This is a genomic window from Methylobacterium sp. OAE515, assembly GCF_041806315.1.
GTDB lineage: Bacteria > Pseudomonadota > Alphaproteobacteria > Rhizobiales > Beijerinckiaceae > Methylobacterium > Methylobacterium tardum.
This window is the reverse complement of the sequence record NZ_JBGMUV010000001.1, coordinates 2,956,639-2,977,409: the sequence shown is the minus strand read 5'-3', so window position 1 is coordinate 2,977,409 and position 20,771 is coordinate 2,956,639. Positions and strand designations below refer to the sequence as shown.

20 protein-coding genes are annotated in these 20,771 nt (G+C 69.6%); 1 reads left to right on the top strand and 19 read right to left on the bottom strand.

Features of this window, described 5'->3' with window-relative positions:
• Positions 1 to 188: 188 nt before the first annotated feature.
• The 5 genes from phoU to pstS all read right to left on the bottom strand — a co-directional run bounded on the left by phoU (position 189) and on the right by pstS (position 4,863).
• Positions 189 to 908, bottom strand: a complete 720-nt coding sequence (gene phoU / locus ABIE45_RS14600) for a phosphate signaling complex protein PhoU (RefSeq protein ID WP_192708539.1) — start codon at positions 906 to 908, stop codon at positions 189 to 191.
• 110 nt (positions 909 to 1,018) lie between these two features.
• Positions 1,019 to 1,834 carry a phosphate ABC transporter ATP-binding protein PstB gene (gene pstB / locus ABIE45_RS14595; protein ID WP_192708538.1) on the bottom strand — a complete coding sequence of 272 codons (816 nt, stop codon included), beginning with the start codon at positions 1,832 to 1,834 and terminating at the stop codon, positions 1,019 to 1,021.
• Between the two features lie 22 nt (positions 1,835 to 1,856).
• Positions 1,857 to 2,747 carry a phosphate ABC transporter permease PstA gene (gene pstA / locus ABIE45_RS14590; RefSeq protein ID WP_192708537.1) on the bottom strand — a complete coding sequence of 297 codons (891 nt, stop codon included), beginning with the start codon at positions 2,745 to 2,747 and terminating at the stop codon, positions 1,857 to 1,859.
• A gap of 12 nt (positions 2,748 to 2,759) precedes the next feature.
• Entirely contained in the window at positions 2,760 to 3,737 is a 978-nt protein-coding gene (gene pstC, locus ABIE45_RS14585) for a phosphate ABC transporter permease subunit PstC (RefSeq protein WP_192708536.1), read from the bottom strand.
• 85 nt (positions 3,738 to 3,822) lie between these two features.
• Positions 3,823 to 4,863, bottom strand: coding sequence for a phosphate ABC transporter substrate-binding protein PstS (pstS, locus tag ABIE45_RS14580; protein ID WP_192708535.1), 1,041 nt, complete (start codon positions 4,861 to 4,863; stop codon positions 3,823 to 3,825).
• Positions 4,864 to 5,096: 233 nt separating this feature from the next.
• On the opposite strand from pstS, the gene ABIE45_RS14575 reads away from it, so the two are divergent.
• The gene (locus tag ABIE45_RS14575) at positions 5,097 to 5,342 is read left to right on the top strand and encodes a hypothetical protein (protein WP_192708534.1); all 246 of its coding nucleotides are present in this window, start codon (positions 5,097 to 5,099) and stop codon (positions 5,340 to 5,342) included.
• A 116-nt stretch (positions 5,343 to 5,458) separates the two neighbouring features.
• On the opposite strand, the gene ABIE45_RS14570 is transcribed toward ABIE45_RS14575, so the two are convergent.
• From ABIE45_RS14570 to ABIE45_RS14505, 14 genes are all read right to left on the bottom strand, one after another.
• Entirely contained in the window at positions 5,459 to 5,659 is a 201-nt protein-coding gene (locus ABIE45_RS14570) for a hypothetical protein (protein ID WP_192708533.1), read from the bottom strand.
• A 114-nt stretch (positions 5,660 to 5,773) separates the two neighbouring features.
• Positions 5,774 to 7,447 carry a DNA repair protein RecN gene (gene recN, locus ABIE45_RS14565; protein WP_192708532.1) on the bottom strand — a complete coding sequence of 558 codons (1,674 nt, stop codon included), beginning with the start codon at positions 7,445 to 7,447 and terminating at the stop codon, positions 5,774 to 5,776.
• Between the two features lie 171 nt (positions 7,448 to 7,618).
• Complete coding sequence (locus ABIE45_RS14560) at positions 7,619 to 8,500, bottom strand: outer membrane protein assembly factor BamD (protein WP_192708531.1); 882 nt, start codon at positions 8,498 to 8,500, stop codon at positions 7,619 to 7,621.
• A gap of 191 nt (positions 8,501 to 8,691) precedes the next feature.
• Positions 8,692 to 9,639, bottom strand: coding sequence for a UDP-3-O-acyl-N-acetylglucosamine deacetylase (gene lpxC / locus ABIE45_RS14555; protein ID WP_192708530.1), 948 nt, complete (start codon positions 9,637 to 9,639; stop codon positions 8,692 to 8,694).
• A gap of 440 nt (positions 9,640 to 10,079) precedes the next feature.
• Entirely contained in the window at positions 10,080 to 11,816 is a 1,737-nt protein-coding gene (ftsZ, locus tag ABIE45_RS14550) for a cell division protein FtsZ (protein WP_192708529.1), read from the bottom strand.
• Between the two features lie 94 nt (positions 11,817 to 11,910).
• Positions 11,911 to 13,233, bottom strand: a complete 1,323-nt coding sequence (gene ftsA / locus ABIE45_RS14545; protein WP_192708528.1) for a cell division protein FtsA — start codon at positions 13,231 to 13,233, stop codon at positions 11,911 to 11,913.
• Positions 13,234 to 13,285: 52 nt separating this feature from the next.
• The gene (locus ABIE45_RS14540; protein WP_192708527.1) at positions 13,286 to 14,236 is read right to left on the bottom strand and encodes a cell division protein FtsQ/DivIB; all 951 of its coding nucleotides are present in this window, start codon (positions 14,234 to 14,236) and stop codon (positions 13,286 to 13,288) included.
• Positions 14,203 to 15,126: a D-alanine--D-alanine ligase gene (locus ABIE45_RS14535; protein ID WP_192708786.1), complete on the bottom strand. Its 924-nt coding sequence runs from the start codon at positions 15,124 to 15,126 to the stop codon at positions 14,203 to 14,205. Before ABIE45_RS14535 ends, ABIE45_RS14540 begins: the two co-directional genes overlap by 34 nt.
• A 38-nt stretch (positions 15,127 to 15,164) precedes the next feature.
• A complete protein-coding gene (locus tag ABIE45_RS14530) occupies positions 15,165 to 15,521 on the bottom strand; it encodes a type II toxin-antitoxin system PemK/MazF family toxin (RefSeq protein WP_192708526.1) in 357 nt (118 codons plus the stop codon).
• Positions 15,508 to 15,741, bottom strand: a complete 234-nt coding sequence (locus tag ABIE45_RS14525; RefSeq protein ID WP_192708525.1) for an AbrB/MazE/SpoVT family DNA-binding domain-containing protein — start codon at positions 15,739 to 15,741, stop codon at positions 15,508 to 15,510. Before ABIE45_RS14525 ends, ABIE45_RS14530 begins: the two co-directional genes overlap by 14 nt.
• Before the next feature lie 30 nt (positions 15,742 to 15,771).
• Complete coding sequence (murB, locus tag ABIE45_RS14520; protein WP_192708524.1) at positions 15,772 to 16,704, bottom strand: UDP-N-acetylmuramate dehydrogenase; 933 nt, start codon at positions 16,702 to 16,704, stop codon at positions 15,772 to 15,774.
• A gap of 199 nt (positions 16,705 to 16,903) precedes the next feature.
• The gene (gene murC / locus ABIE45_RS14515; RefSeq protein WP_192708523.1) at positions 16,904 to 18,310 is read right to left on the bottom strand and encodes a UDP-N-acetylmuramate--L-alanine ligase; all 1,407 of its coding nucleotides are present in this window, start codon (positions 18,308 to 18,310) and stop codon (positions 16,904 to 16,906) included.
• A 49-nt stretch (positions 18,311 to 18,359) separates the two neighbouring features.
• Positions 18,360 to 19,469 (bottom strand): undecaprenyldiphospho-muramoylpentapeptide beta-N-acetylglucosaminyltransferase, encoded by a 1,110-nt coding sequence (gene murG, locus ABIE45_RS14510; protein WP_192708522.1) that lies wholly within the window; start codon positions 19,467 to 19,469, stop codon positions 18,360 to 18,362.
• Complete coding sequence (locus tag ABIE45_RS14505; protein WP_192708521.1) at positions 19,466 to 20,632, bottom strand: FtsW/RodA/SpoVE family cell cycle protein; 1,167 nt, start codon at positions 20,630 to 20,632, stop codon at positions 19,466 to 19,468. Before ABIE45_RS14505 ends, murG begins: the two co-directional genes overlap by 4 nt.
• Positions 20,633 to 20,771: the final 139 nt, after the last annotated feature.

The following is a 20,771-nucleotide window of genomic DNA, read 5'->3' as shown; positions in this document are numbered from 1 at the left end:
GCTCACGTTCGAAGACCCGTTCCCGAGGCGGCGCCACACAGCCTGCCGACACCCCGACGCGCATCGGAGCGGACGTGCAGGCGGAGGGTGCGGGAGGCGCCGCTCAGCCTCAACCCGCACCCTCCGATTCTCCGACCGCGCCCCACAGGAGAGCGCGCAGGCCGGCGCGTGAAATCAGGCCGGCCCGCCTACGGAGCCTGCACCCCGTCCACGGTCGCGTAGTTCGACGCGTCGTTTTTCGGCCGGTCGCCCGCCAGCGTCTCGCCGGTGGCGAGGTAGTGGATCGTCTCGGCGATGTTGGTGGTGTGGTCGCCGATCCGCTCGACGTTCTTGGCGCAGAACAGCAGATGCGTGCAGAACGAGATGTTGCGCGGATCCTCCATCATGTAGGTCAGGAGTTCGCGGAACAGGGAATTGTAAAGGGCGTCGATCTCGCCGTCGCGCTCCCAGACATCGTGGGCCGCCTGGACGTCGCGGCTCGCATAGGCGTCGAGCACGTCCTTGAGCTGACCCTCGGCGAGGTCGCTCATGTGGCGGACGCCGAGCACGATCTTCTGGGCCGGCGCCTGGTCGGAGATCGCCACCACCCGCTTGGCGACGTTCTTCGCGAGATCGCCGATCCGCTCGAGATCGCCGGAGACGCGGATCGCCGAGATGGTCTCGCGCAGGTCGATGGCCAGGGGCTGGCGCCGGGCGATCAGCAGGACCGCGCGCTCTTCGATGTCCCGCTGCAGCGCGTCGAGGCGCTTGTCGGCGAGGATCACCGCCTGGGCGAGCGTGTCGTCCCGGCGCACGAGGGCGTCGGTCGCCTCAGCGGTCATCTTCTCGGCCACGCCGCCCATCTCCGAGATCGAGCGACGCAGGTTCTCCAGGTCGGTGTCGTAGGAGGTGACGATATGGCCGGGCATGGCGGATCCTTCGATGGGGTCCCGGGGACGGCCCTCCGGGAGGCTTGCGGGATCCGCCGGCGCGCTGGAGACGCGATGCGGCGGTCCCGGGACCGGAGCGGCCCGGCAGACTAGCCGAACCGGCCGGTGATGTAGTCCTGCGTGCGGCGTTCCGTCGGGTTCATGAACATCCGGTTGGTCGGACCGAACTCGACGAGCTGTCCCAGATACATGAAGGCGGTGAACTGCGAGATGCGCGCCGCCTGCTGCATGTTGTGGGTGACGATCACGATGGTGAACTCGTCGCGCAGCTGCTCGATCAGCTCCTCGATGCGGCCCGTGGAGATCGGGTCGAGGGCCGAGGTCGGCTCGTCGAACAGGATCACCTCCGGCTTCTGCGCCACCGTCCGGGCGATGCACAGGCGCTGCTGCTGGCCGCCCGACAGGCCGGTCCCCGCCTGACGGAGCTTATCCTTCACCTCGTCCCAGAGGGCGGCCTTGCGCAGAGATTCCTCGATCCGGCCGTCGAGCTCGGATTTCGGCAGCTTCTCGTAGAGGCGCAGGCCGAAGGCCACGTTGTCGTAGATCGACATCGGGAACGGCGTCGGCTTCTGGAACACCATGCCGATGCGCGAGCGCAGCTCGTTCAGGTCGACCGAGGGGCTGAGGATGTTCTCGCCGTCGAGCAGGATCTCGCCCTCGGCGCGCTGCTCCGGATAGAGGCTGTAGATCCGGTTGAAGCAGCGCAGCAGGGTGGACTTGCCGCAGCCGGAGGGGCCGATCAGCGCCGTGACCTGCCGGTCATGGAAGTCGAGGTTGACGTCCTTCAGGCCGTGGAAGCTGCCGTAGTAGAAGTTCAGGTCCTTCACGGCGATCCGCACGGGTCCGCCCTCGTCGGCGCGGTTGCGGTTCAGCTCGACCGTGGGGATCGCGGAGGCGGCGTTCATCGTCGTGTCCTCGAAAGGGGTCTCAGCGCGAAGTCTGCGGCTTGATCACGAGGCGCGCGATGATCGACAGCACCAGGATGGTCGCGGTGATCAGGAGCGCGCCCGCCCAGGCGAGCCCCTGCCAGTTCGGATAGGGCGACAGAGCGAACTGGTAGATCATCACCGGCAGGTTCGCGACGCCGCCCATCAGGTTGGCGGAGAACCAGGAATTGTTGTTGAGCGCCGTGAACAGCAGCGGCGCGGTCTCGCCGGCGATGCGCGCCAGCGCCAGGATGATGCCGGTGACGATGCCGGCCGAGGCCGCGCGCCATGTCACGCTGGTGATCACCGTCGAGGGCGGCGCCCCGAGGGCCGCGCCGGCCTCCCGCAGGGTGCCGGGGACGAGGCGCAGCATGTCCTCGGTGGTGCGCACGATCACCGGCACGGCGATGATCGCGAGCGCCACGCCGCCGGCCCAGCCCGAGTAGGTCCCCATCGGCCGCACCATCAGCGTGTAGACGAACAGCCCGATCAGGATCGACGGCGCCGAGAGCAGGATGTCGTTGAGGAACCGGATCAGCGCCGCGAGCTTCGAGCCGCGCCCGTACTCGGCGAGGTAGGTCCCCGCCATGACGCCGATCGGCGTCGCGATCAGGATGCCGATCCCGGTCAGGACGAGGCTGCCGAGGATCGCGTTGGCGATGCCGCCGCCCTCTGAGCCCGGACCCGGGGTCGGGTTGGTGAACAGGGTCGGCGTGAATCCGCGCACGCCCTGGACGATCAGCATCACCAGGATCGAGCCCAGGACCAGGGCGCCCACCAGGGTCGCGCCGGTACAGGCGATCCGCAGGGCCCGGTCGGCGACGCGGCGGCCGCGGCGGACACGACCGGAACGGCGCCCGGTGGTCATGGTGATCGTGTTGGAAGCGTCCATCGCGCGGGCTCCTCAGGCGGACTGGACGCGGCGCGTCAGCAGCCGGGCGATGATGAGCACCACGAAGGTGATCACGAACAGGATGCAGCCCAGGGCCATCAGCGCGTTCAGCTGGAGGCCGTCCGCCTCGTTGAACTCGTTGGCGATGCGCGACGCGATGGTGGAACTCGGGTCGAAGATCGAGGCCGAGAGGCGGTTGGCGTTGCCGACCACGAAGGTCACCGCCATCGTCTCGCCGAGGGCCCGGCCGAGCCCGAGCATGATCGCGCCGATGATCGAGACCGCGGCCTGCGGCACCAGCACGTGGCGCACGACCTCCCAGGTGGTGCAGCCGATGCCGTAGGCGCTCTCGCGCAGCACGGTCGGGATCTGGTCGAGCATGTCGCGGGCGATCGAGGCGATGAACGGCACGATCATGATCGCCAGGATGATGCCGGCGGTGAGCACGCCGACGCCGGACGGCACGCGAGCGTAGAACAACGTGCCGATGATCGGCATGCCTTCGACGAGGTTCGAGACCGGGATCTGCACGAAGCGCGCGAAGAGCGGCGCGAACACGAACAGGCCCCACATGCCGTAGATGATGCTCGGCACGGCGGCGAGCAGCTCGATCGTCATGGCGACCGGCTTGCGCGCCCAGCCGGGGCAGAGCTGCGTCAGGTAGACCGCGATCCCGAGGGAGACGGGTACGCCGATCAGCAGTGCCAGGAAGGCGGAGGCGACGGTCCCGAGCACCGCGACCAGGGCACCATACTGCTCGGTCCCGACGTTCCAGGCGCTCGAGGTCAGGAATCCGAAGCCGAACTCGCGGAAGGCGGGCCAGCCGCCGTACAGGATCGAGCCGAGGATCCCGGCGAGGACGAGGAGCACCAGCAGCGCGGCGCCGTACGAGCAGGTCCGGAACAGGGTGTCGAGGCTGCGGCTCGGCGCCTTCCGCGCGGTCGCAGCACGCGTTCGGCCGAGGGCGATCGATTCTGTCAAAGCGGGCATCCGCGGTTCTCTGCGAAGGGTGGCGTGGTAGCGCGGTGCGTTCCCGGAAGCGAGGGAGGAGGTTGTCACCTCCTCCCGGCCACGCTCACATGTTGAAGACAGGCTTACCGTCCTTGCCCTTCACGTCTTTCCACTCCTGGTGGATGAGCTCGACGACGTTGTCCGGCAGCGGCACATAGTCGAGATCGGTGGCGAGCTTGTCGCCGTTCTTGTAGGCCCAGTCGAAGAACTTGAGCACGTCGGCGGCCTTGGCCGGATCGGCCGCATCCTTGTGGATCAGGATGAAGGTCGCCGCCGTGATCGGCCACGCGTCATCGCCCGGCTGGTTGGTCAGCGAGATGCCGAAGCCCGGGGCGGCTTTCCAGTCGGCGCTCGCGGCCGCGGCCTGGAACGCCTTGTCGTCCGGCTGCGGGTACTTGCCGGCCTTGTTCTGCAGCAGGGCGTAGGAGAGCTTGTTCTGCTTGGCATAGGCCGACTCGACGTAGCCGATCGCGTTCGGGACCTGCTTCACGGTGGCGGTCACACCCTCGTTGCCCTTGCCGCCCTGACCCACCGGCCAGGAGATCGTGGTGGCCGCGCCGTATTCCTTCTTCCAGGTGTCGGACGACTGGGAGAGGTAGGTGGTGAAGATGTTGGTCGTGCCGGACGCATCCGAGCGGTAGACCGGCGTGATGTTGGAATCGGGGAGCTTCAGCCCGTCATTGAGCTTCGCGATCCGCGGATCCGACCATTTGGCGATCTTGCCGGCGTAGATGTCGGCCAGGATGTCGCCGGTGAGCTTGAGCTTGCCCGGCTCGATCCCGGGGATGTTCACCACCGGCACGACGCCGCCCATCACGGTCGGGAACTGGACGAGGCCGTCCTTGGCGAGCTGCTCGGCCTTCAGCGGCGCGTCCGTGGCGCCGAAATCGACGGTCTTGGCCTGGATCTGCTTGATGCCGCCGCCGGAGCCGATCGACTGATAGTTGAGGCCCGAGCCGGTCTCCTTGCGATAGGCTTCGGCCCACTTCGAGTAGACCGGGAAGGGGAACGTGGCCCCGGCTCCGGTGATGTCGGCGGCGAGCGCCGCGGACGCCAGCTGAACCGTCGCGAGGCCGACGGCGAGCGCGTAAGCGAAGGGTCTCAAGGGATTCTCCGTTGCCGTCGGGCAAGAGCCTGCGCCGCTCCGCCGGCAAGCCCATGCCCGCGGCAGAGCTCTGCGGCCGATCTTCCGAAGAGACCCAGCGCCGGCCGCCCGATGGCTGGGCGGTTACGACAGGGAGATGACACCGGGATGACACCGCAGCCGCAAGTCGAGCGGCACGGTTCATCGACCTCGTGCGTTCAATACCGGCAATCGTATCGGAAGGATGTCGGATCGTGGGCGGCGAGGAGGTCGAGGCAGCGACGGAAGCCGATCCAGCCTGGCTTGCCCTGCATGCCGAGCGGGAAGCCCTGGAGCGCGCCCTGACGCTGGCGCAGGCGCGCCAGAAATTCAGCACCGATCCTGGGACGGCCGCACAGGCGCGGGTCGAGGAATCGGATCTGCTGGTCAACCTCGATCGGGTGCTGACCTTGATTCGGGCTGCCGAGTATCGCCGGAGGCCGGGCTCGCGCCGCTGGTAGTCGGCTTCGCAAAAAGCCGCGCTTTCCGACGACGCGAGTGCAGGTTCATCGAACGCTTGCGCGGTTCAAGATGAACTCAAAGTCGCCGGCCTGAGTCAGTCAGGCCGAATCGGACGCTAGCTCGCCCGGCGGAGTTCGCGCTCCTTCTGGCGCAGGCGCAGGAGCAGCTCAACATGGGTGTCGGTGATCGGCTGGGTATCGACACTGCCCTCGTAGACTGTCCGGAGCGTGAGCCCGAGCTGCCGCGTGTCGATCGACTGCTTGAGCGTCTGGCCTGCGCGCAGGTGCCCATCGGACGCGACCATGGACGGCTTCATCGCTCCCTCCCCGTCCCGCCGCCGAAACCATCCGCGGCGCCAGGACGATCGCACTCTCGCGTGTAATGGTTAACAAACGCCTAATTGCAACCAACGGTTAAGGTTGATGCGCGTTTACGCGTCGGCGCCCTGAAGAAGCCGGGCCGCCGCCGCCCGGGCCTCGTCCGTCACCGTGGCACCCGCGAGCATCCGGGCGATCTCCTCCCGCCGCTCGTCGACGGGCAGGCTTGAGACGCGGGTCGCGACACGGCTGGCCCCCTTCACGGGCGCCTTGGCGATCAGGAAATGCGTCTCGGCGCGCGCCGCTACCTGAGGCGCGTGGGTCACGGCGACGACCTGCACGGTGGCTGCGAGCCGGGCGAGGCGCAGGCCGATCGCGTCGGCCACGGCGCCGCCGACACCGGTATCGATCTCGTCGAAGATCAGGGTCGGCGCGGAGCCCTTGTCGGCCAGCACCACCTTGAGGGCCAGCATGAAGCGCGATAACTCGCCGCCCGAGGCGACCTTCATCATCGGGCCGGGCTTGGTGCCGGGATTGGTCTGCGCCCAGAATTCCACGCGATCGGTGCCGGCCGGATCGCGCGACTCCGGATCGGTGGCGATCTCGGTGATGAACCGGGCTCGCTCCAGCTTCAGCGGCGGCAGCTCGGCCTTCACGGCGGCGTCGAGCTGCTTGGCCGCCCGGCGGCGCCCGGCGCTGAGTTTCTCGGCCGCCTCGGCGTAGTCGGTTTCCGCCTTCGCGAGCGCCTGCTCGAGCCCGGCCAACGCCGCCTCGCCGGCATCGATCGCCGCGACATCCCCGGCGTAGCGCTCCGCCAGCGCGGCGAGATCATCGGCCGCGACATCGTACTTGCGGGAGGCCGCCCTCAGGGCGAACAGCCGCTCCTCCACCCGCTCCAGGTCGCGGGGATCGAACTCGGTCTCGGACACGGCCGCGTCCAGAACCGCGCGGGCTTCGTCGAGGGCGACCATCGCGGCGTCGAGGGCGTTCACGCAGGGATCGACGAGGGCCGGCAACTGCGCCGCGCGGCGCTCCAGCTTGCGCAGGGCGGCCGAGAGATGGGGCACGCCGGAATGGGGGCCGCCCACGGCGTCGAGCGCCTCGTTGAGCTCGCGGGCGACCTTCTCCGACTGCTGCATGATGCTGCGGCGCTCCGCCAGCTGAGCCTCCTCACCCGGCAGCGGAGCGAGCGCGGCCAGCTCCTCGACGGCGTGGCGCAGGAAGTCGGACTCCTTGCGGGCCGCCTCCACGCGGGCGCGATGCTCGGACAGCGCGGTCCGCGCTGTCCGGACCGCGCGCGACGCGTTCCCCACTTTGGCGAGGTGGGCCTGGAGACCGCCGAAGGCATCGAGGATCGCCCGGTGCGAGGCAGGATCGGCCAGCGCCCGGTCGTCGTGCTGGCCGTGGATCTCCACGAGCGCGGCCCCGATCGCCCGCAGCACCTGGACGCCCACCGGCTGATCGTTGACGAAGGCGCGGGTCCGCCCGTCGGCCATCTGGGTCCGGCGCAGGATCAGGTCGCCCTCGGTGTCGATCTCGGCCTCGGCGGCGATCCGGCGCGCCGGATGGTCGACGGGCAGGTCGAACACCGCCGTGACGACGCCCTGCGCCTCGCCGTGGCGGACGAGGCGGCCGTCGCCGCGGCCGCCGAGCGCCAGGGCGAAGGCGTCGAGCAGGATCGATTTGCCCGCGCCTGTCTCCCCGGTCAGGACGCTGAGCCCCGATCGGAAATTCAGTTCGAGTCTATCGATCAGGACGATGTCGCGGATCGCGAGCTGCGCCAGCATGCGGCGACGGGGATTCCTCAGGACGGGACCGCAGACATAAGGCCGCCGCGGCGCGGATTCACCCGAAAAATGCGTCGCACCGGACGTCTTGGATGCGACAACGGAAAGGCCCGGAGCGGCGGCTCCGGGCCCTGAGGCTTCGCGGGTCGGGTCCGACCGGACCCGGCCGCCTTACTCGGCCGAGGCGGTCTTGCCCGTGACCGTGCGGTAGATCTTGGAGAGGAACGAGGACTTCTCCTCGCGGGGCTCGACGCCGCCCTGAGCGAGCAGCGCGTGCGCGTCCTTGTACCAGGAACTCTCCGGGAAGTTGTGCCCGAGCACCGCGGCGGCGTTCTGCGCCTCCTGAGTGATGCCGAGCGCCCAGTAGGCCTCGGTCAGGCGCTCCAGAGCCTCCTCGGCGTGGCGCGTGGTCTGGTACTTGGCGACGACGTCGCGGAAGCGGTTGATCGCGGCCGGGAAGTTGCGCCGCTCCAGGTAGAAGCGCCCGACTTCCATCTCCTTGCCAGCGAGCTGGTCGCGGGTGATCTGGATCTTGGCCTTCGCATCCGCGGCGTATTCCGAGGTCGGATACTTCTGGACCAGCTCTTGCAGAGATGCGAGCGCCTTCTCGGAGCGTTCCTGGTCGCGGGTCACGTCCGGAATCTGCTTATAGTTCGACATCGCCATCAGGTACTGCGCGTAGGCAGCATCCTTGCTGGCCGGGTGCCGCTGCAGGTAGCGCTTCGAGGCGCTGATCGCGTCGTCGTACTTCTGGCCCTCGTAGTTGGCGTATGCTGTCATCAGCAGCGCCTTCCGGGACCAGTCGGAATACTGGTACTGCTTGTCGAGGCTATCGAACTTCTTGACGGCGCCCTCGTAGTCGCTGTCCTCGAGCTTGGCCAAGCCGTCGCTGTAGAGCTTGTCGGCCGGGACGTCCGGCACGACCTCGGGCTTGTATTTCTCGGCGAAGATTTGGGTCGGGTCGAAGTCGCAGCCGCCGAGGCCCAGGCCGAGGATGGCCACGAGCGGCGCCACGAAGGCCGCCGCCCGGCGATGACGAATGGTGACAGGCATCTGGCGCTCTTTCCCGAACCGGCGCCGTCTCGCGCCGTCATGCCATCGCGTGGGTGGATCCGGCCCGTCCGGGCCGCGCCCGCCGTTCACGGACCGTTAAACCGTGACGTTTGATTCGGGCACGAAAGCGGCAAGGCTGCGGGCGGCCAGGATCGGTTGACGGCTGTGTCCCGCAGGACACAAGTTGCCGTTCAGAGGTCTGCCGCGAAGGCGGCGATCCCGAGGCCGGCGCCGAGCTCGGAGAGGACGGTCTCGCGCCGCGAGCCCTGCGCCTCGACGATCGCGTAGTTGGACCGGTCGGCGAAGAGGGCGGAGAGCACGCCGACATTCATCCGGTGGCCGCCGCAATAGGAGCGGTAGGCGCCCTGGATCGGCAGGCCGGCCAGCGCGAGGTCGCCGATGGCGTCGAGGATCTTGTGGCGGACGAACTCGTCCGGGAAACGCAGGCCCTCGGGATTGACCACCGCGCTCTCGCCGACCGCGACGGTGTTCTCCAGCGAGGCACCGAGGGCGAAGCCCGCCTTCCAGTAGCGCTCCACATCCCGCATCATCCCGAAGGTGCGGGCGCCGGCGATCTCGCGGCGGTAGGAGGCCGGCGACAGGTCCATGGCCTTGCGGGAGCGGCCGATCACCGGGCTCTCGAAATCGATCTCGACGTCGAGGCGGAAGCCGCGATCGATGGGCCGCAGCTCCGCGAAGGACGTCCCGGTCTCGATGCGGACGTGGCGGAGGATCTTGAGCCAGCGCCGCGGCGTGTCGCAGGTCGCGATCCCGACCTGATCGATCGCCTGGACGAAGGGGAGCGCGGATCCGTCGAGGATCGGCATCTCGGGGCCGTCGATCTCCACCAGGGCGTTGTCCACGCCCAGCCCGTAGAGGGCGGACATCAGGTGCTCGACGGTGGCGACGGCACCGGTCTCGATGTCACCCAGAACGGTGCAGAGTTCGGTGGCCGAGACGAGGGCGTGATGCGCCTTGATCAGGCGGTCATTGCCATGGGTGGTGCCGGTGCGGAGGAAGGCGATGCCGTGATTGGCGGGAGCGGGCCGGATCGTGATCTCGGCCGGGTTCCCGGAATGGACCCCGATGCCCGAGAGCGTTGCCGGCCCTTTGAGGGTCGTCTGTTTATGCGTTCGCATTCCTTAGCCCCCGGGCGCGATCAGGTCCCGCCATCTCGACTGAAGATGACAAGAAAACTGACTGATCCGTCCGCTGCTTGATGCCCCTGCCCACGCTACCAGGTTGTGTCCCGATGCGTGTGTCGTCGGTCTTGAGGTTCTATAACTGCACCGCACAGGGCAGCCAAATCACGGATTCTTACGCTGTGTTACAGACACGCTTGCGGCGACGCCGTCGCAAACTGCTGATCCCCCAAAGGCTTAAAGGTTGGTTAATGCGTGGCTAACCGGCGACCGTTCTGTGGCGCGGATGCACCACGCCCCCAGGGATCACAGGATCCAGGCGAGCCCGGCTGCACCCGCATGCGGGTCAAAAAGCAACCGTTGGTTGTCTTGCTGCAGCACGAAGAGCCGGCGGTTTCCCGCCGGCTCCCTCGATTTGCGTCCGGGTTCGCCGGCGCTCAGTTCGCCTGACGACGCAGGAAGGCGGGGATCTCGAGCTGGTCGTCGTCCATCATCCGCGGCTGCGGCGCCATCCGGCCCTGGCCATCGAGATTGCCCTGGGCCGGGCGGTATTGCGGGACCGCGGGAGCGGCCGGAGCGCGCGGGGCCTGCGGGACGGGGGGCTGCGCCATCTGAGGCTGGGGCGCGGCCGGAGCGGCGGGCCGGGCTGCCGGGGCGGCACCCTCCATTTCGTCGCGGCGGCCGCCAAAACCGACCGTCGCGAGGCGACGGAGGAGCGAGGTCCGCTTGGATTCCGGGGCGGCCTCCTCGGCGGCGCGGTTCGCCATGATCTGGTTCTGCGCGATCGGCGGCAGCTCGTGGATCTGCGGCATGCGCGGGGCCCGGGCGAGCGGCGTGCCGGCCGGAGCGGCCGGGCGCGGCGGGACAAACGGACCGGCCGGGAGCTGCGCCACGGGCTCGGCTTGATGGGGCGCCGGAGCCGGGACGAAGGGCGCCGCGGCCCGGGGCTGGACCGGGGCGAGCACGACGTCGTCGCGGGTCACCGGAGCGGGCGCCTCGATCCGCGGCTCGGCGCGCATCTCGGGGGTCGGCTGCGGCGCGTGGACCGGAGCGGGAGCCGGCGCCGGGGCGGCCGCCTCGGTGCGGATGCTCGGCACCGGCGAGGCGGCGCGGGCGCGAGCCTCGGCGCGCAGGCGCTCGGCGACCTCGGCGATGCGCTGCTCGGTCTCGGCGATCGCCGGGTTGTTCGGCGAGTTCGCCGAGATCAGCAGCGGCTCGATGCCGGTGGCAACCACCGACACGCGGATGATGCCGTCGAGGCTCTCGTCGAAGGTGGCGCCCAGGATGATGTTGGCGTCCTGATCGACTTCTTCGCGGATGCGGGTGGCGGCCTCGTCGAGCTCGTACAGGGTCAGGTCGGAGCCGCCGGTGATCGAGATCAGCAGGCCGCGGGCGCCCTTCATCGAGACGTCGTCGAGGAGCGGGTTGGCGATGGCGGCCTCGGCGGCGCGGTTGGCGCGCTTCTCGCCGGACGCCTCGCCGGTGCCCATCATGGCCTTGCCCATGCCGCGCATGATCGCCCGCACGTCGGCGAAGTCGAGGTTGATGAGGCCTTCCTTCACCATCAGGTCGGTGATGCAGGCGACGCCCGAGTAGAGCACCTGGTCGGCCATCGCGAAGGCGTCGGCGAAGGTGGTCTTCTCGTTGGCGACCCGGAACAGGTTCTGGTTCGGGATCACGATCAGCGTATCGACCGCCGCCTGCAGCTCCTGGATGCCGAATTCGGCGGTGCGCATGCGGCGCATGCCCTCGAACTGGAACGGCTTGGTCACGACGCCGACCGTCAGGATGCCCATGTCGCGGGCCGCGCGGGCGATGACCGGGGCCGCGCCGGTGCCGGTGCCGCCGCCCATGCCGGCGGTGATGAAGCACATGTGGGCGCCCGAGAGCTGGTCGCGGATCTCGTCGATCACCTCGTCGGCGGCGGCCGAGCCGACCTCCGGGTGCGAGCCGGCGCCGAGGCCCTGCGTGACGCCCAGGCCCATCTGGATCACCCGCTCGGCCTTCGAGGAGGTGAGCGCCTGCGCGTCGGTGTTGGCGACGACGAACTCGCAGCCGAGCAGGCCCGACTCGATCATGTTGTTGACGGCGTTGCCGCCGGCGCCGCCCACGCCGAAGACGGTGATACGGGGCTTGAGTTCCCGGATGTCCGGCGCCTGGAGTGTGATGGCCATGGTGTCGAGCCTCTCGCTAACTGTGCTGTCCGTGCGACGCTGAAAGCGCCGGATCCTCGTCGACACACCCGCCCGCAGGGGCGGATGTGGAATTTCAGAAGCTGTCCGAGAGCCAGCGGCTGACTCGGCGGATGTAGCTGTCGGTGCCGGTCGCCGCGAAGGCGCCGTGCCCCCGCGGCTCGAAATGCTCGGCATGGGCCACCTGCGGGTAGACGAGCAGGCCGACCGCCGCCGAGAAGGCCGGGCCCTTGGCGGCTTCCGGCAGGCCCCGGATGCCGAGGGGCCGTCCGATCCGCACCTGACCCTGGAGGACGCGGCGGGCGACCTCCGGCAGACCGACGAGCTGGCTGGCGCCGCCGGTGAGGACCACGCGCCGCCCGGCCTGGGCGGCGAAGCCCGCCTCCCGCAGACGGTCGCGCACCAGCTCGATCACCTCCTCGACGCGCGGCTTGATGATCCGCACGAGTTGCGAGCGCGGGATGTGGGCCGGCGCCTCGCCCTCGTCCTCGCCGACGCCGTGCACGGCGATCATGTCGCGGTCGTCGGAGGGGGTGGAGAGAGCCGAGCCGTAGAGGGTCTTCAGCCGCTCGGCCGCCGCCATGCGGGTGGAGAGGCCGCGGGCGATGTCCATGGTGACGTGGTGGCCGCCGACCGCCAGGGCGTCCACGTGGACGAGGTGACCGCCCGAGAACACGCCGACGCTGGTGGTGCCGCCGCCCATATCAACGACGCAGACGCCCATCTCGGCCTCGTCGTCGACCAGGGCCGAGAGGCCGGCCGCGTAGGGCGTGGCGATCACCGCCTCGACCCCGAGATGGCAGTGCTCCACCGCCAGCATGACGTTGCGGGCCGCGGCGAGCTCGCTGGTCACCACGTGCAGGTCGACGCTGAGCGCCTCGCCGATCATGCCTGACGGGTCGATCACGGCGCCCTGCCCGTCCAGCGCGTAACCGGTCGGCAAGGCGTGGAGCACGGCCCGACCGGGGCTGACGCCGTGGGCGCTCGCGGTCTCAAGCACCCGCTCGACGTCGCTGCCCGTGACGGTTCCGGAGCGGACGTTCACCCGCGCCTGGAAATGCTGTGAGGCGAGGCGGCCGCCCGACATGTTGACGATGACCGACTGGACCTCGACCTTGGCCATCCGCTCGGCGGCGTGGACCGCCTGACGGATCGCGCCCTCGGCGGCGGCGAGGTCGACGATGGCGCCGCCCTTCAGACCGAGGGAGCGCTGGTGGCCGATGCCGATGATGCGCGCGAGGTGCGTGCGGCCGCGGAGCGTCGTGAGCGCCTCGGCGGGCTGTAGCTCGGCGATGAGGCAGACCACCTTGCTCGTGCCGATGTCGAGCACCGAGAGGGTGGTCGAACGCCGGGCGGAGAGCGGCTTCAAGCGCGGCGTGAGGCCGTGTTGGCTGTGCATTGACGCTACCGGACGCGGGATGCGGGACGGGCGGAGATCTTGGTCGAGGGCATCAGCTGGCCGTGCCCTTCTTCTTCGCCTTCTGGGCTTCCGCGCGGGTGGCGGCAGCCTCTTCGGTCAGGCGCACCACGAGGCGGTCCGGCATGCGCAGATCCACGGCGATGATGTCCTTCTCGAGCAGGCCGGCCTCGCGCTCGAACCGGACGAGGCGGGCGAGCGCGGCGGCCGGATCGGCCTCGGGCAGGCGCACGTCGACGCCGTCGAGCTTGAGGGTCCAGCGCCGGCCGGACACGTAGGTGCCGGCCTTGATCCGCTCGGCCAGCGGCCCGGCGGCCGCGATCAGGGCGAGGTACTCGGGAAGCTTGGTGTTCGCGTCCTCGCCGACGACCAGCGGCAGGCTGGCATAGCGGTCGTCGCGCATGGCATCGATCACCGTGCCGTCGGCGGCGATGACGCTGATCTCGCCGTTCTTCTGCCAGAGGGCCGCGGGCTCGCGCTCCACCTGGGTGATGGCGATCTCGTTGGGGTAGATCTTCCGGACCGAGGCCTGGGCGATCAGCGGCACGCGCAGCAGCTTCTCGCGCACGGCGCTGACGTCGAGGAACGGCACGGAGGAGCGCCAGTCTATGCCGGCGGCCGCCAGAACCTCGCGCTCATACATCCGGGAGATGCCCGAGATGGTCACGCGCTCGACGCCGAAGCCGGTCAGGCGTGCGGCAATGTCCAGCGGGCGGCCCTGCTCGGCCACGAAGGCGTCGTAGCGACCGCTCGCCACGAAGCCGGCGAGCGCCACGGCGGCGAGAGATACCGAGACCCCGACGACGCCGACGCCGCGGGGCAGGCGCTCGCCCAGGCGCTGGCCGGGGCGGGCGCGGCGGACCGAGAGCGAGCGCGCAGGGCGGCCGATGAGCCGGCCCAGGGCGGCGCCGAGGCGGCGCGCGGGACCGATCCGGCCGGCGGCGTCGCCGCTCAGCGATTCAGGGAAGCGTCCTCCACCATCCATCGGACGAGCTCACCGAAACTCAGGCCCGCATGGGCCGCCATCTCCGGCACAAGGCTCGTCTGGGTCATGCCGGGTTGCGTGTTGACCTCCAGCACGACGAGCAGACCGGTTCCACCCGGTGTGTCGTCGAATCGAAGGTCGGCACGGCTGACGCCCCGACAGCCCAGTGCTTGATGCGCCGTTAACGACAGTTCTTGGACACGCTGGTAAACATTTGGTTTAAGTTCGGCCGGGAGGACGTGGATCGACCCCCCCGGGGCGTATTTGGCGTCGTAGTCGTACCAGTCGCCCGTCGCGGCCTTCACCTCGATCACGCCGAGGGCCCTGTCGCCCATCACGCCGCAGGTCAGTTCGCGGCCGGCTATGTAAGGTTCTGCAAGGACTTGCTCGCCGAACGTCCACTCCTCGGAGGCGAGGATTTGGGGCGGGTGCGAGCGGCCGTCGCGCACGATGATCACACCCACCGATGAGCCTTCCGCGATGGGTTTCACGACGTAGGGTGGCGGCAGGGGGTGTGTCTTGGCGGCCGCATGACGGTTAACGATCCGGCCCTCCGGCACGTCGACGCCGGCGGCGCGCATGACGGTCTTGGCCCGCTCCTTATTCATGGCGAGCGCCGAGGCGAGGACGCCGGAATGGGTGTAGGGGATCTTCAGGATCTCCAGGAGACCCTGGATCGTGCCGTCCTCGCCGTCCGGGCCGTGCAGCGCGTTGAAGGCGACGTCCGGCCTGAGCGCCGACAGCACCGAGGCGATGTCGGGACCGACATCGACCCGCGTGACCCGGTAGCCCTCGCCTTCCAGGGCGTCGGCGCAGGCCTTGCCGGAATTGAGCGAGACTTCGCGCTCGGCGGAGGTGCCGCCCAGAAGGACGGCGACGTGCTTGGACATGGTGCGCTCCGGGGCGAGGCGGTGGATGACGGGCCGGCTCATGCCGCGCCGATCAGGCTTCGGATCGTGGTGTAGACCTGCGCGGCCGTCTGATGAGGCAGCGTTCCGATGCGGCGCAGGATCCGGCTCGGTTCGATGCAGGCGAGTTTGAGCGGGCGCACGACGGAGGCGACGCCCAGGCCGGCCGACATCAGGTCATCGATCCGGACATCGCCCGCAGCGTGCGTGTTGCGGGCACTCGTGATCATCGCGATCCACACGTAGCCGGCAGCGGCGACAGCCTCTCCCGACACGACGAGAGCGGGCCGCCTCTTCTCTGCCAATCGGTCCGAATAGGGGAACGGCACGACGACGACCGTGCCGGCCGGCAGATCCGCTGTCTCAGAGGCCGGCATAATCTTCATCATCGATCGGGCCGGCCCACTCCGTGAAGGCCACGAACGGATCCTCACCCTCCGGCGGAGCCTTGTCGATGCGGATGCCGTCCGGCGTGATCCGGTAACGCAGACGATCGCCGGGTCGGATCGCCAGATGTTCGCGAACCTCCGCCGGCAGCACCGTTTGGCTCTTCACCGAGACTTTGGAATAGGCGGTCCGGGCTGGCTGTTCCGGCATGTCCTTCGTCCCTGCCGATAAACTTACATCTTACTGACTTACAGCCTGTGCCGCCAAGCCGATCCGACGGATCTCCCAGCGCAGCTCGACCCCGCTCGTCTCGCGCACCCGCCGACGAACCTCCTCGCCGAGTCCCTCGATGTCGGCCGCGGTCGCGCTGCCGGTGTTGATCAGGAAGTTGCAGTGCATCTCGCTGACCTGGGCGCCGCCCCGCCTCAGCCCGCGGCAGCCGGCGGCGTCGATCAACTGCCACGCCTTGCCGCCTTCCGGGTTGGCGAAGGTCGAGCCGCCGGTGCGCTCGCGGATCGGCTGGGCGGCCTCGCGGGCGGCGGTGACCCGCTCCATCTCGGCCTCGATGGCGGCCCGTTCGCCGGGCCTGCCCCGGAACAGGGCGCTCGTAAGGATCACGTCCTCCGGCACACCCGAATGCCGGTAGGAGAAGCCCATGTCGGCGTGGGTGAAGGTGCGCGCCTGCCCCTGGCGATCGATGCCGCGAGCCTCAACCAGCACGTCGGTCGTCTCGCCACCATGTGCGCCCGCGTTCATGCGCAGCGCCCCGCCGATCGAGCCCGGGATGCCGCGATAGAAGGCGAGCCCGTCGAGACCCGCCTCGGCCGCGGCCTTGGCGAGGCGCATGTCCGGCACCGCGGTGCCGACCGCCAGCATGTCGCCGTCGATTGCGACGCTGCCGAAGGCCTTGCCGCCGAGGCGCACGACGACACCGGGGATGCCGCCGTCCCGCACGATCAGGTTCGAGCCGAGCCCGATCACCGTGACGGGCACATCGGGATCGAGGGCCGCGAGGAGGCAGGCGAGATCCTCCTCGTCGGCCGGCGTGAACAGCACCTCGGCCGGTCCGCCGACCCGGAACCACGTCAGGTCGGCGAGCGGCTGGTCGGCGAGCAGGCGCCCGCGGAGGTCGGGCGCGGCGGCCCGGATGCGATCGTGCAGAGAGGCGGTCATCTGTGTGTCTCCCCTCGCCCCGCCTGCGGGGAGAGGGATGCGGCGATCCTGGTGTCGTCGCATCGGGGTGGCAGCGGACGCTGCGAGGCCGGGGTCCGGAGAGTCACCGCCGGGTTCATCCTCAGAGCGCAGCCCAGTATAGACGGTCGAGGGTGCCGCCGACCCGAGAGGCCTCCCGGGGCGGACTCACGCACCGCGCCTACCGTCCCCGCGCGGCGAGTTCGTCCGGCAGGGCGTAGGCCCACTGCGTGATCGTGCCGGCGCCGAGGCAGACCACGTAATCACCGGGCTTGGCGAGGTCCGCGATGATCCCCGCGAGCTCCTCCGGCCGCTCCAGGGCCCGGGCGTCGCGGTGACCGCGGGAGCGCAGGCCGGCCACGAGGCTGTCGCGGTCGAAGCCCTCGATCGGCTGCTCGCCGGCCGCGTAGACCGGCGCGACGATGACCGTGTCGGCATCGTTGAAGCAGGTGCAGAAATCGTCGAACAGCGATTGGAGGCGGGTGTACCGGTGCGGCTGAACGACCGCGACGACGCCGTGCTCGGTCGAAGCGCGGGCGGCCTTGAGCACCGCCTTGATCTCCACCGGATGGTGTCCGTAATCGTCGAAGATCGTCGCGCCGTTCCACTCGCCGGTGCGGGTGAAGCGCCGCTTCACCCCGCCGAAGCTCGCGAGCGCCTGGCGGATCGCGTCCGGCTTGACGCCGAGCTCGTGTGCGACCGCGAGCGCCGCCGTGGCGTTGAGCGCGTTGTGCTTGCCGGGCATCGGCAGCACGAGATCCTCCATCTCCATCCGGTAGCCGGGCCGACGGTCGCGGATCATCACCCGGAAGCGGCTCTGGCCGCCGCGCAGGTCCACGTCGATCAGGCGCACGTCGGCCTGCGGGTTCTCACCGTAGGTGATGATCCGCCGGTCCTCGATATGGCCGACGAGGTCCTGCACCACCGGGTGATCGATGCACATCACCGCGAAGCCGTAGAACGGGATGTTGTCGATGAAGCGCCGGAACGCGTCCTTGATCGCGTCGAACGAGCCGAAATGGTCGAGATGCTCGGGGTCGATGTTGGTGACGATCGCGACATCGGCCGGCAGCTTCAGGAAGGTGCCGTCCGACTCGTCGGCCTCCACCACCATCCACTCGCCCGCGCCCATGCGGGCATTGGTGCCGTAGGCGTTGATGATGCCGCCGTTGATCACCGTCGGGTCGAGGTTGCCGGCGTCGAGCAGCGTCGCGACCAGCGATGTGGTCGTGGTCTTACCGTGCGTGCCCGCGATGGCGACGCAGGACTTGAAGCGCATCAGCTCGGCCAGCATCTCGGCCCGGCGCACGACCGGGAGGCGGCGCTCCCGTGCGGCTTGCAGCTCGGGGTTGTCACGCTGGATCGCCGTCGAGACCACGACCAGCGCGGCCTCGGCGACATTGTCGGCGTTGTGGCCCACGAAGGTGCGCATGCCCTTCTCGGCCAGACGGCGGACATTGGCGTTGTCGGACGCGTCCGACCCCTGCACCGTGTAGCCGAGATTGTGCATCACCTCGGCGATGCCGGACATGCCGATGCCGCCGATGCCGATGAAGTGGATGGGTCCGAGCTTGTCGGGCAGCTTCATGGGTCGAACCGTCTGGTGGCGGGATCGCCGGTGCGAAATCCCTTGAGGATCAGGTGCGGGCGGCCGTCTGGATGACGACCTCGGCCAGCCGCTCGGCGGCGTCGTGGATGCCGGCGCTTCTGGCCGCATCGGCCGCCGCGGTCAATTTTGCCGGCGTCTCGAAGCAGGCCGTGAGGTCCGCCGCGAGGCGATCCGGCGTGAAATCGGCCTGCTTCACGGCCAAAGCCGCGCCGATCGCGTCGAGGGTCGCGGCGTTGGCGGCCTGGTCCTGATCCAGCGAGCCGGGCAGCGGCACGAGGATCGCCGGGCGGCCGATCGCCGCCAGTTCCGAGACCGTGGAAGCGCCCGATCGCGAGACCACGAGGTGGCTCGCGGCCATGCGGCCGGGCAGGTCCTTGAAGAACGGCGCCGCCTCGATCCCGGCGAGCCCCATGGCGAGGTAGCGGTTCTGCACCGCCGTCAGATCCTCCGGCCGGACCTGCTGGACGAGGTGGAGGCGGGCGCGCAGCGCGTCGGGCAGGCGCGCGATCGCTTCCGGTACGACCTCGCCCATCACGCGGGCGCCCTGGCTGCCGCCGAACACCAGGAGCCGCAGGGAATCGTCCGGACCGAAGGCGGGAAACGGAACCTTCGCCGCCTCGATCACCGCCGGGCGGAGCGGGTTGCCGGTGTGGATCCGCGGGGCTTTGGCCTTGTCGGGCACGCCGCGCACGACCTTGAAGCCGGTGGCGATGGTGCGAGCGCCCCGCGCCAGGAAGGCGTTGGCCCGGCCCATCACGGCGTTCTGCTCGTGCAGGATCGTCGGCACGCGCAGGATCTGGCCGGCGAGCACCGGCGGGACGGTCGGATAGCCGCCGAAGCCCACGATGGCGGCCGGGTTGATCCGGCGGATCTCCTTGGCGGCGACACCGAAGCCGCGGCCGAGCGTCAGCACGGCGCCGGCCCGCTTCAGCGGCGAGCGGCCGGACGGCGTCGCGGACGCGATGGTCACGACCTCCGAGGCCGGGAACTCGGACGCGATCGCGTCGACCCGCGCGTCGGTGGCGAGCGCCACCCTTATGCCGCGGGCGCGCAGGGCGTGGGCGAGACTCTCGGCCGGGAACAGGTGGCCGCCGGTGCCGCCCGCGCAGAGCAGGATCGTGGGGGTGAAGACCGTCACCGCATCACCCCGGCGACGGTGGCCGGCGCGGTGCCGGGGGGCTTCTGGCTGAGCATCACGGTGCGGGGGCGCTTGCGGGTCAGGGCGACGAGGAAGCCGGTGCCGAGCGCCAGCGAGATCAGCGAGGAGCCGCCGTAGGAGACGAAGGGCAGCGTCATGCCCTTGGCGGGCATCAACTGGGTGTTCACCGCCATGTTGATGCAGGCCTGGAGGCCGAACAGCGTGGTCAGGCCGGTGATCGCCAGCCGCGAGAAGGTGTCGTCCGTGCGCCGGGCGAGCTTGAGGCCGCGCAGCACGATGAAGGCGAACAGGGCCACGAGGCACAGGCAGACGATCACGCCGAATTCCTCGCCGGTGACCGAGAAGATGAAGTCGGTATGCGCGTCCGGCAGGTGGCGCTTGGCCACGCCCTCCCCCGGGCCCGTGCCGAACCAGCCGCCCGAGCGGAACGATTCGCGCGACCAGAAATCCTGGAAGCCGCCGCCGGAATCCCGGTCGAGGAACTTGTTGAAGCGCTCGCGGACGTGATGGAAGAACAGGTAGGCAGCGAAGACACCCCCAAGGCCCAGCACGCCGAGGACGGCCACCCAGATCAGGTGGAGGCCGGCCACGAAGAACAGCGCGCACCAAACCATGGTAATCAGCATGGTCTGGCCGAAATCGGGCTGGAGCAGCAGCGGCACGATGGTGATCGGCAAGAGCAGCAGCGCCAGGATGCCGCCCGGCATGTCGCGGCGCTGCGCACCCTCCGAAAAGGCCCAGGCGGCCACGACCACGAAGGCCGGCTTCACGAATTCCGAGGGCTGCAGGCCGAAGGAGCCGAACTGGATCCAGCGATGCGCGCCCTTGATCTCGGGGCCGAACTTGCCGGCGAGCAGGCACAGGACGACGCCGCAGACCCAGGTGATCAGCGCGAGCCGGCGGATGCCGCGCAGGGACAGGAACGAGACCGCGCAGATCAGCAGGATCGTCGGGGCGAGATACATCGCCTGCCGGTTCAGGAAGTAGAAGGTCGGCAGGCCGATCCGCTCGGCCACCGGCGGGCCGCCGCCCATCAGGAAGACGAGCCCGGCCACCATCAGGGCGAACAGGGCCGCGAGGAGCCCGCGATCGACCGTCCACCACCAGTCCGTCAGGGGGGTGCGTTCCGCGCGTGACATCATGCCGGGCAACGACTCCAGTCCGCGCGGATGCCGATCCGCGCGGGTCGGAGTCGATCCTGTGCAGGAATGGTAAACGGAGACTTATGCGTGACGACGCTGCGCCGCCGACTCTGTCCGTGCCGGGGCGCCGGCCGACCGC

Coding starts and splice junctions, on each gene's coding strand:
- ABIE45_RS14505 (WP_192708521.1), bottom strand. CDS start 20,632: ATGATGTCACGCGCGGAACGCACCCCCCTGACGGACTGGTGGTGGACG.
- ABIE45_RS14535 (WP_192708786.1), bottom strand. CDS start 15,126: ATGTCCAAGCACGTCGCCGTCCTTCTGGGCGGCACCTCCGCCGAGCGC.
- ABIE45_RS14530 (WP_192708526.1), bottom strand. CDS start 15,521: ATGCCGGCCTCTGAGACAGCGGATCTGCCGGCCGGCACGGTCGTCGTC.
- phoU (WP_192708539.1), bottom strand. CDS start 908: ATGCCCGGCCATATCGTCACCTCCTACGACACCGACCTGGAGAACCTG.
- pstA (WP_192708537.1), bottom strand. CDS start 2,747: ATGGACGCTTCCAACACGATCACCATGACCACCGGGCGCCGTTCCGGT.
- ABIE45_RS14560 (WP_192708531.1), bottom strand. CDS start 8,500: ATGCCTGTCACCATTCGTCATCGCCGGGCGGCGGCCTTCGTGGCGCCG.
- ABIE45_RS14540 (WP_192708527.1), bottom strand. CDS start 14,236: ATGGATGGTGGAGGACGCTTCCCTGAATCGCTGAGCGGCGACGCCGCC.
- recN (WP_192708532.1), bottom strand. CDS start 7,447: ATGCTGGCGCAGCTCGCGATCCGCGACATCGTCCTGATCGATAGACTC.
- murB (WP_192708524.1), bottom strand. CDS start 16,704: ATGACCGCCTCTCTGCACGATCGCATCCGGGCCGCCGCGCCCGACCTC.
- pstC (WP_192708536.1), bottom strand. CDS start 3,737: ATGCCCGCTTTGACAGAATCGATCGCCCTCGGCCGAACGCGTGCTGCG.
- ABIE45_RS14570 (WP_192708533.1), bottom strand. CDS start 5,659: ATGAAGCCGTCCATGGTCGCGTCCGATGGGCACCTGCGCGCAGGCCAG.
- ftsA (WP_192708528.1), bottom strand. CDS start 13,233: ATGCACAGCCAACACGGCCTCACGCCGCGCTTGAAGCCGCTCTCCGCC.
- pstB (WP_192708538.1), bottom strand. CDS start 1,834: ATGAACGCCGCCTCCGCGATCCCCACGGTCGAGCTGAACCGCAACCGC.
- ABIE45_RS14525 (WP_192708525.1), bottom strand. CDS start 15,741: ATGCCGGAACAGCCAGCCCGGACCGCCTATTCCAAAGTCTCGGTGAAG.
- murC (WP_192708523.1), bottom strand. CDS start 18,310: ATGAAGCTGCCCGACAAGCTCGGACCCATCCACTTCATCGGCATCGGC.
- ftsZ (WP_192708529.1), bottom strand. CDS start 11,816: ATGGCCATCACACTCCAGGCGCCGGACATCCGGGAACTCAAGCCCCGT.
- lpxC (WP_192708530.1), bottom strand. CDS start 9,639: ATGCGAACGCATAAACAGACGACCCTCAAAGGGCCGGCAACGCTCTCG.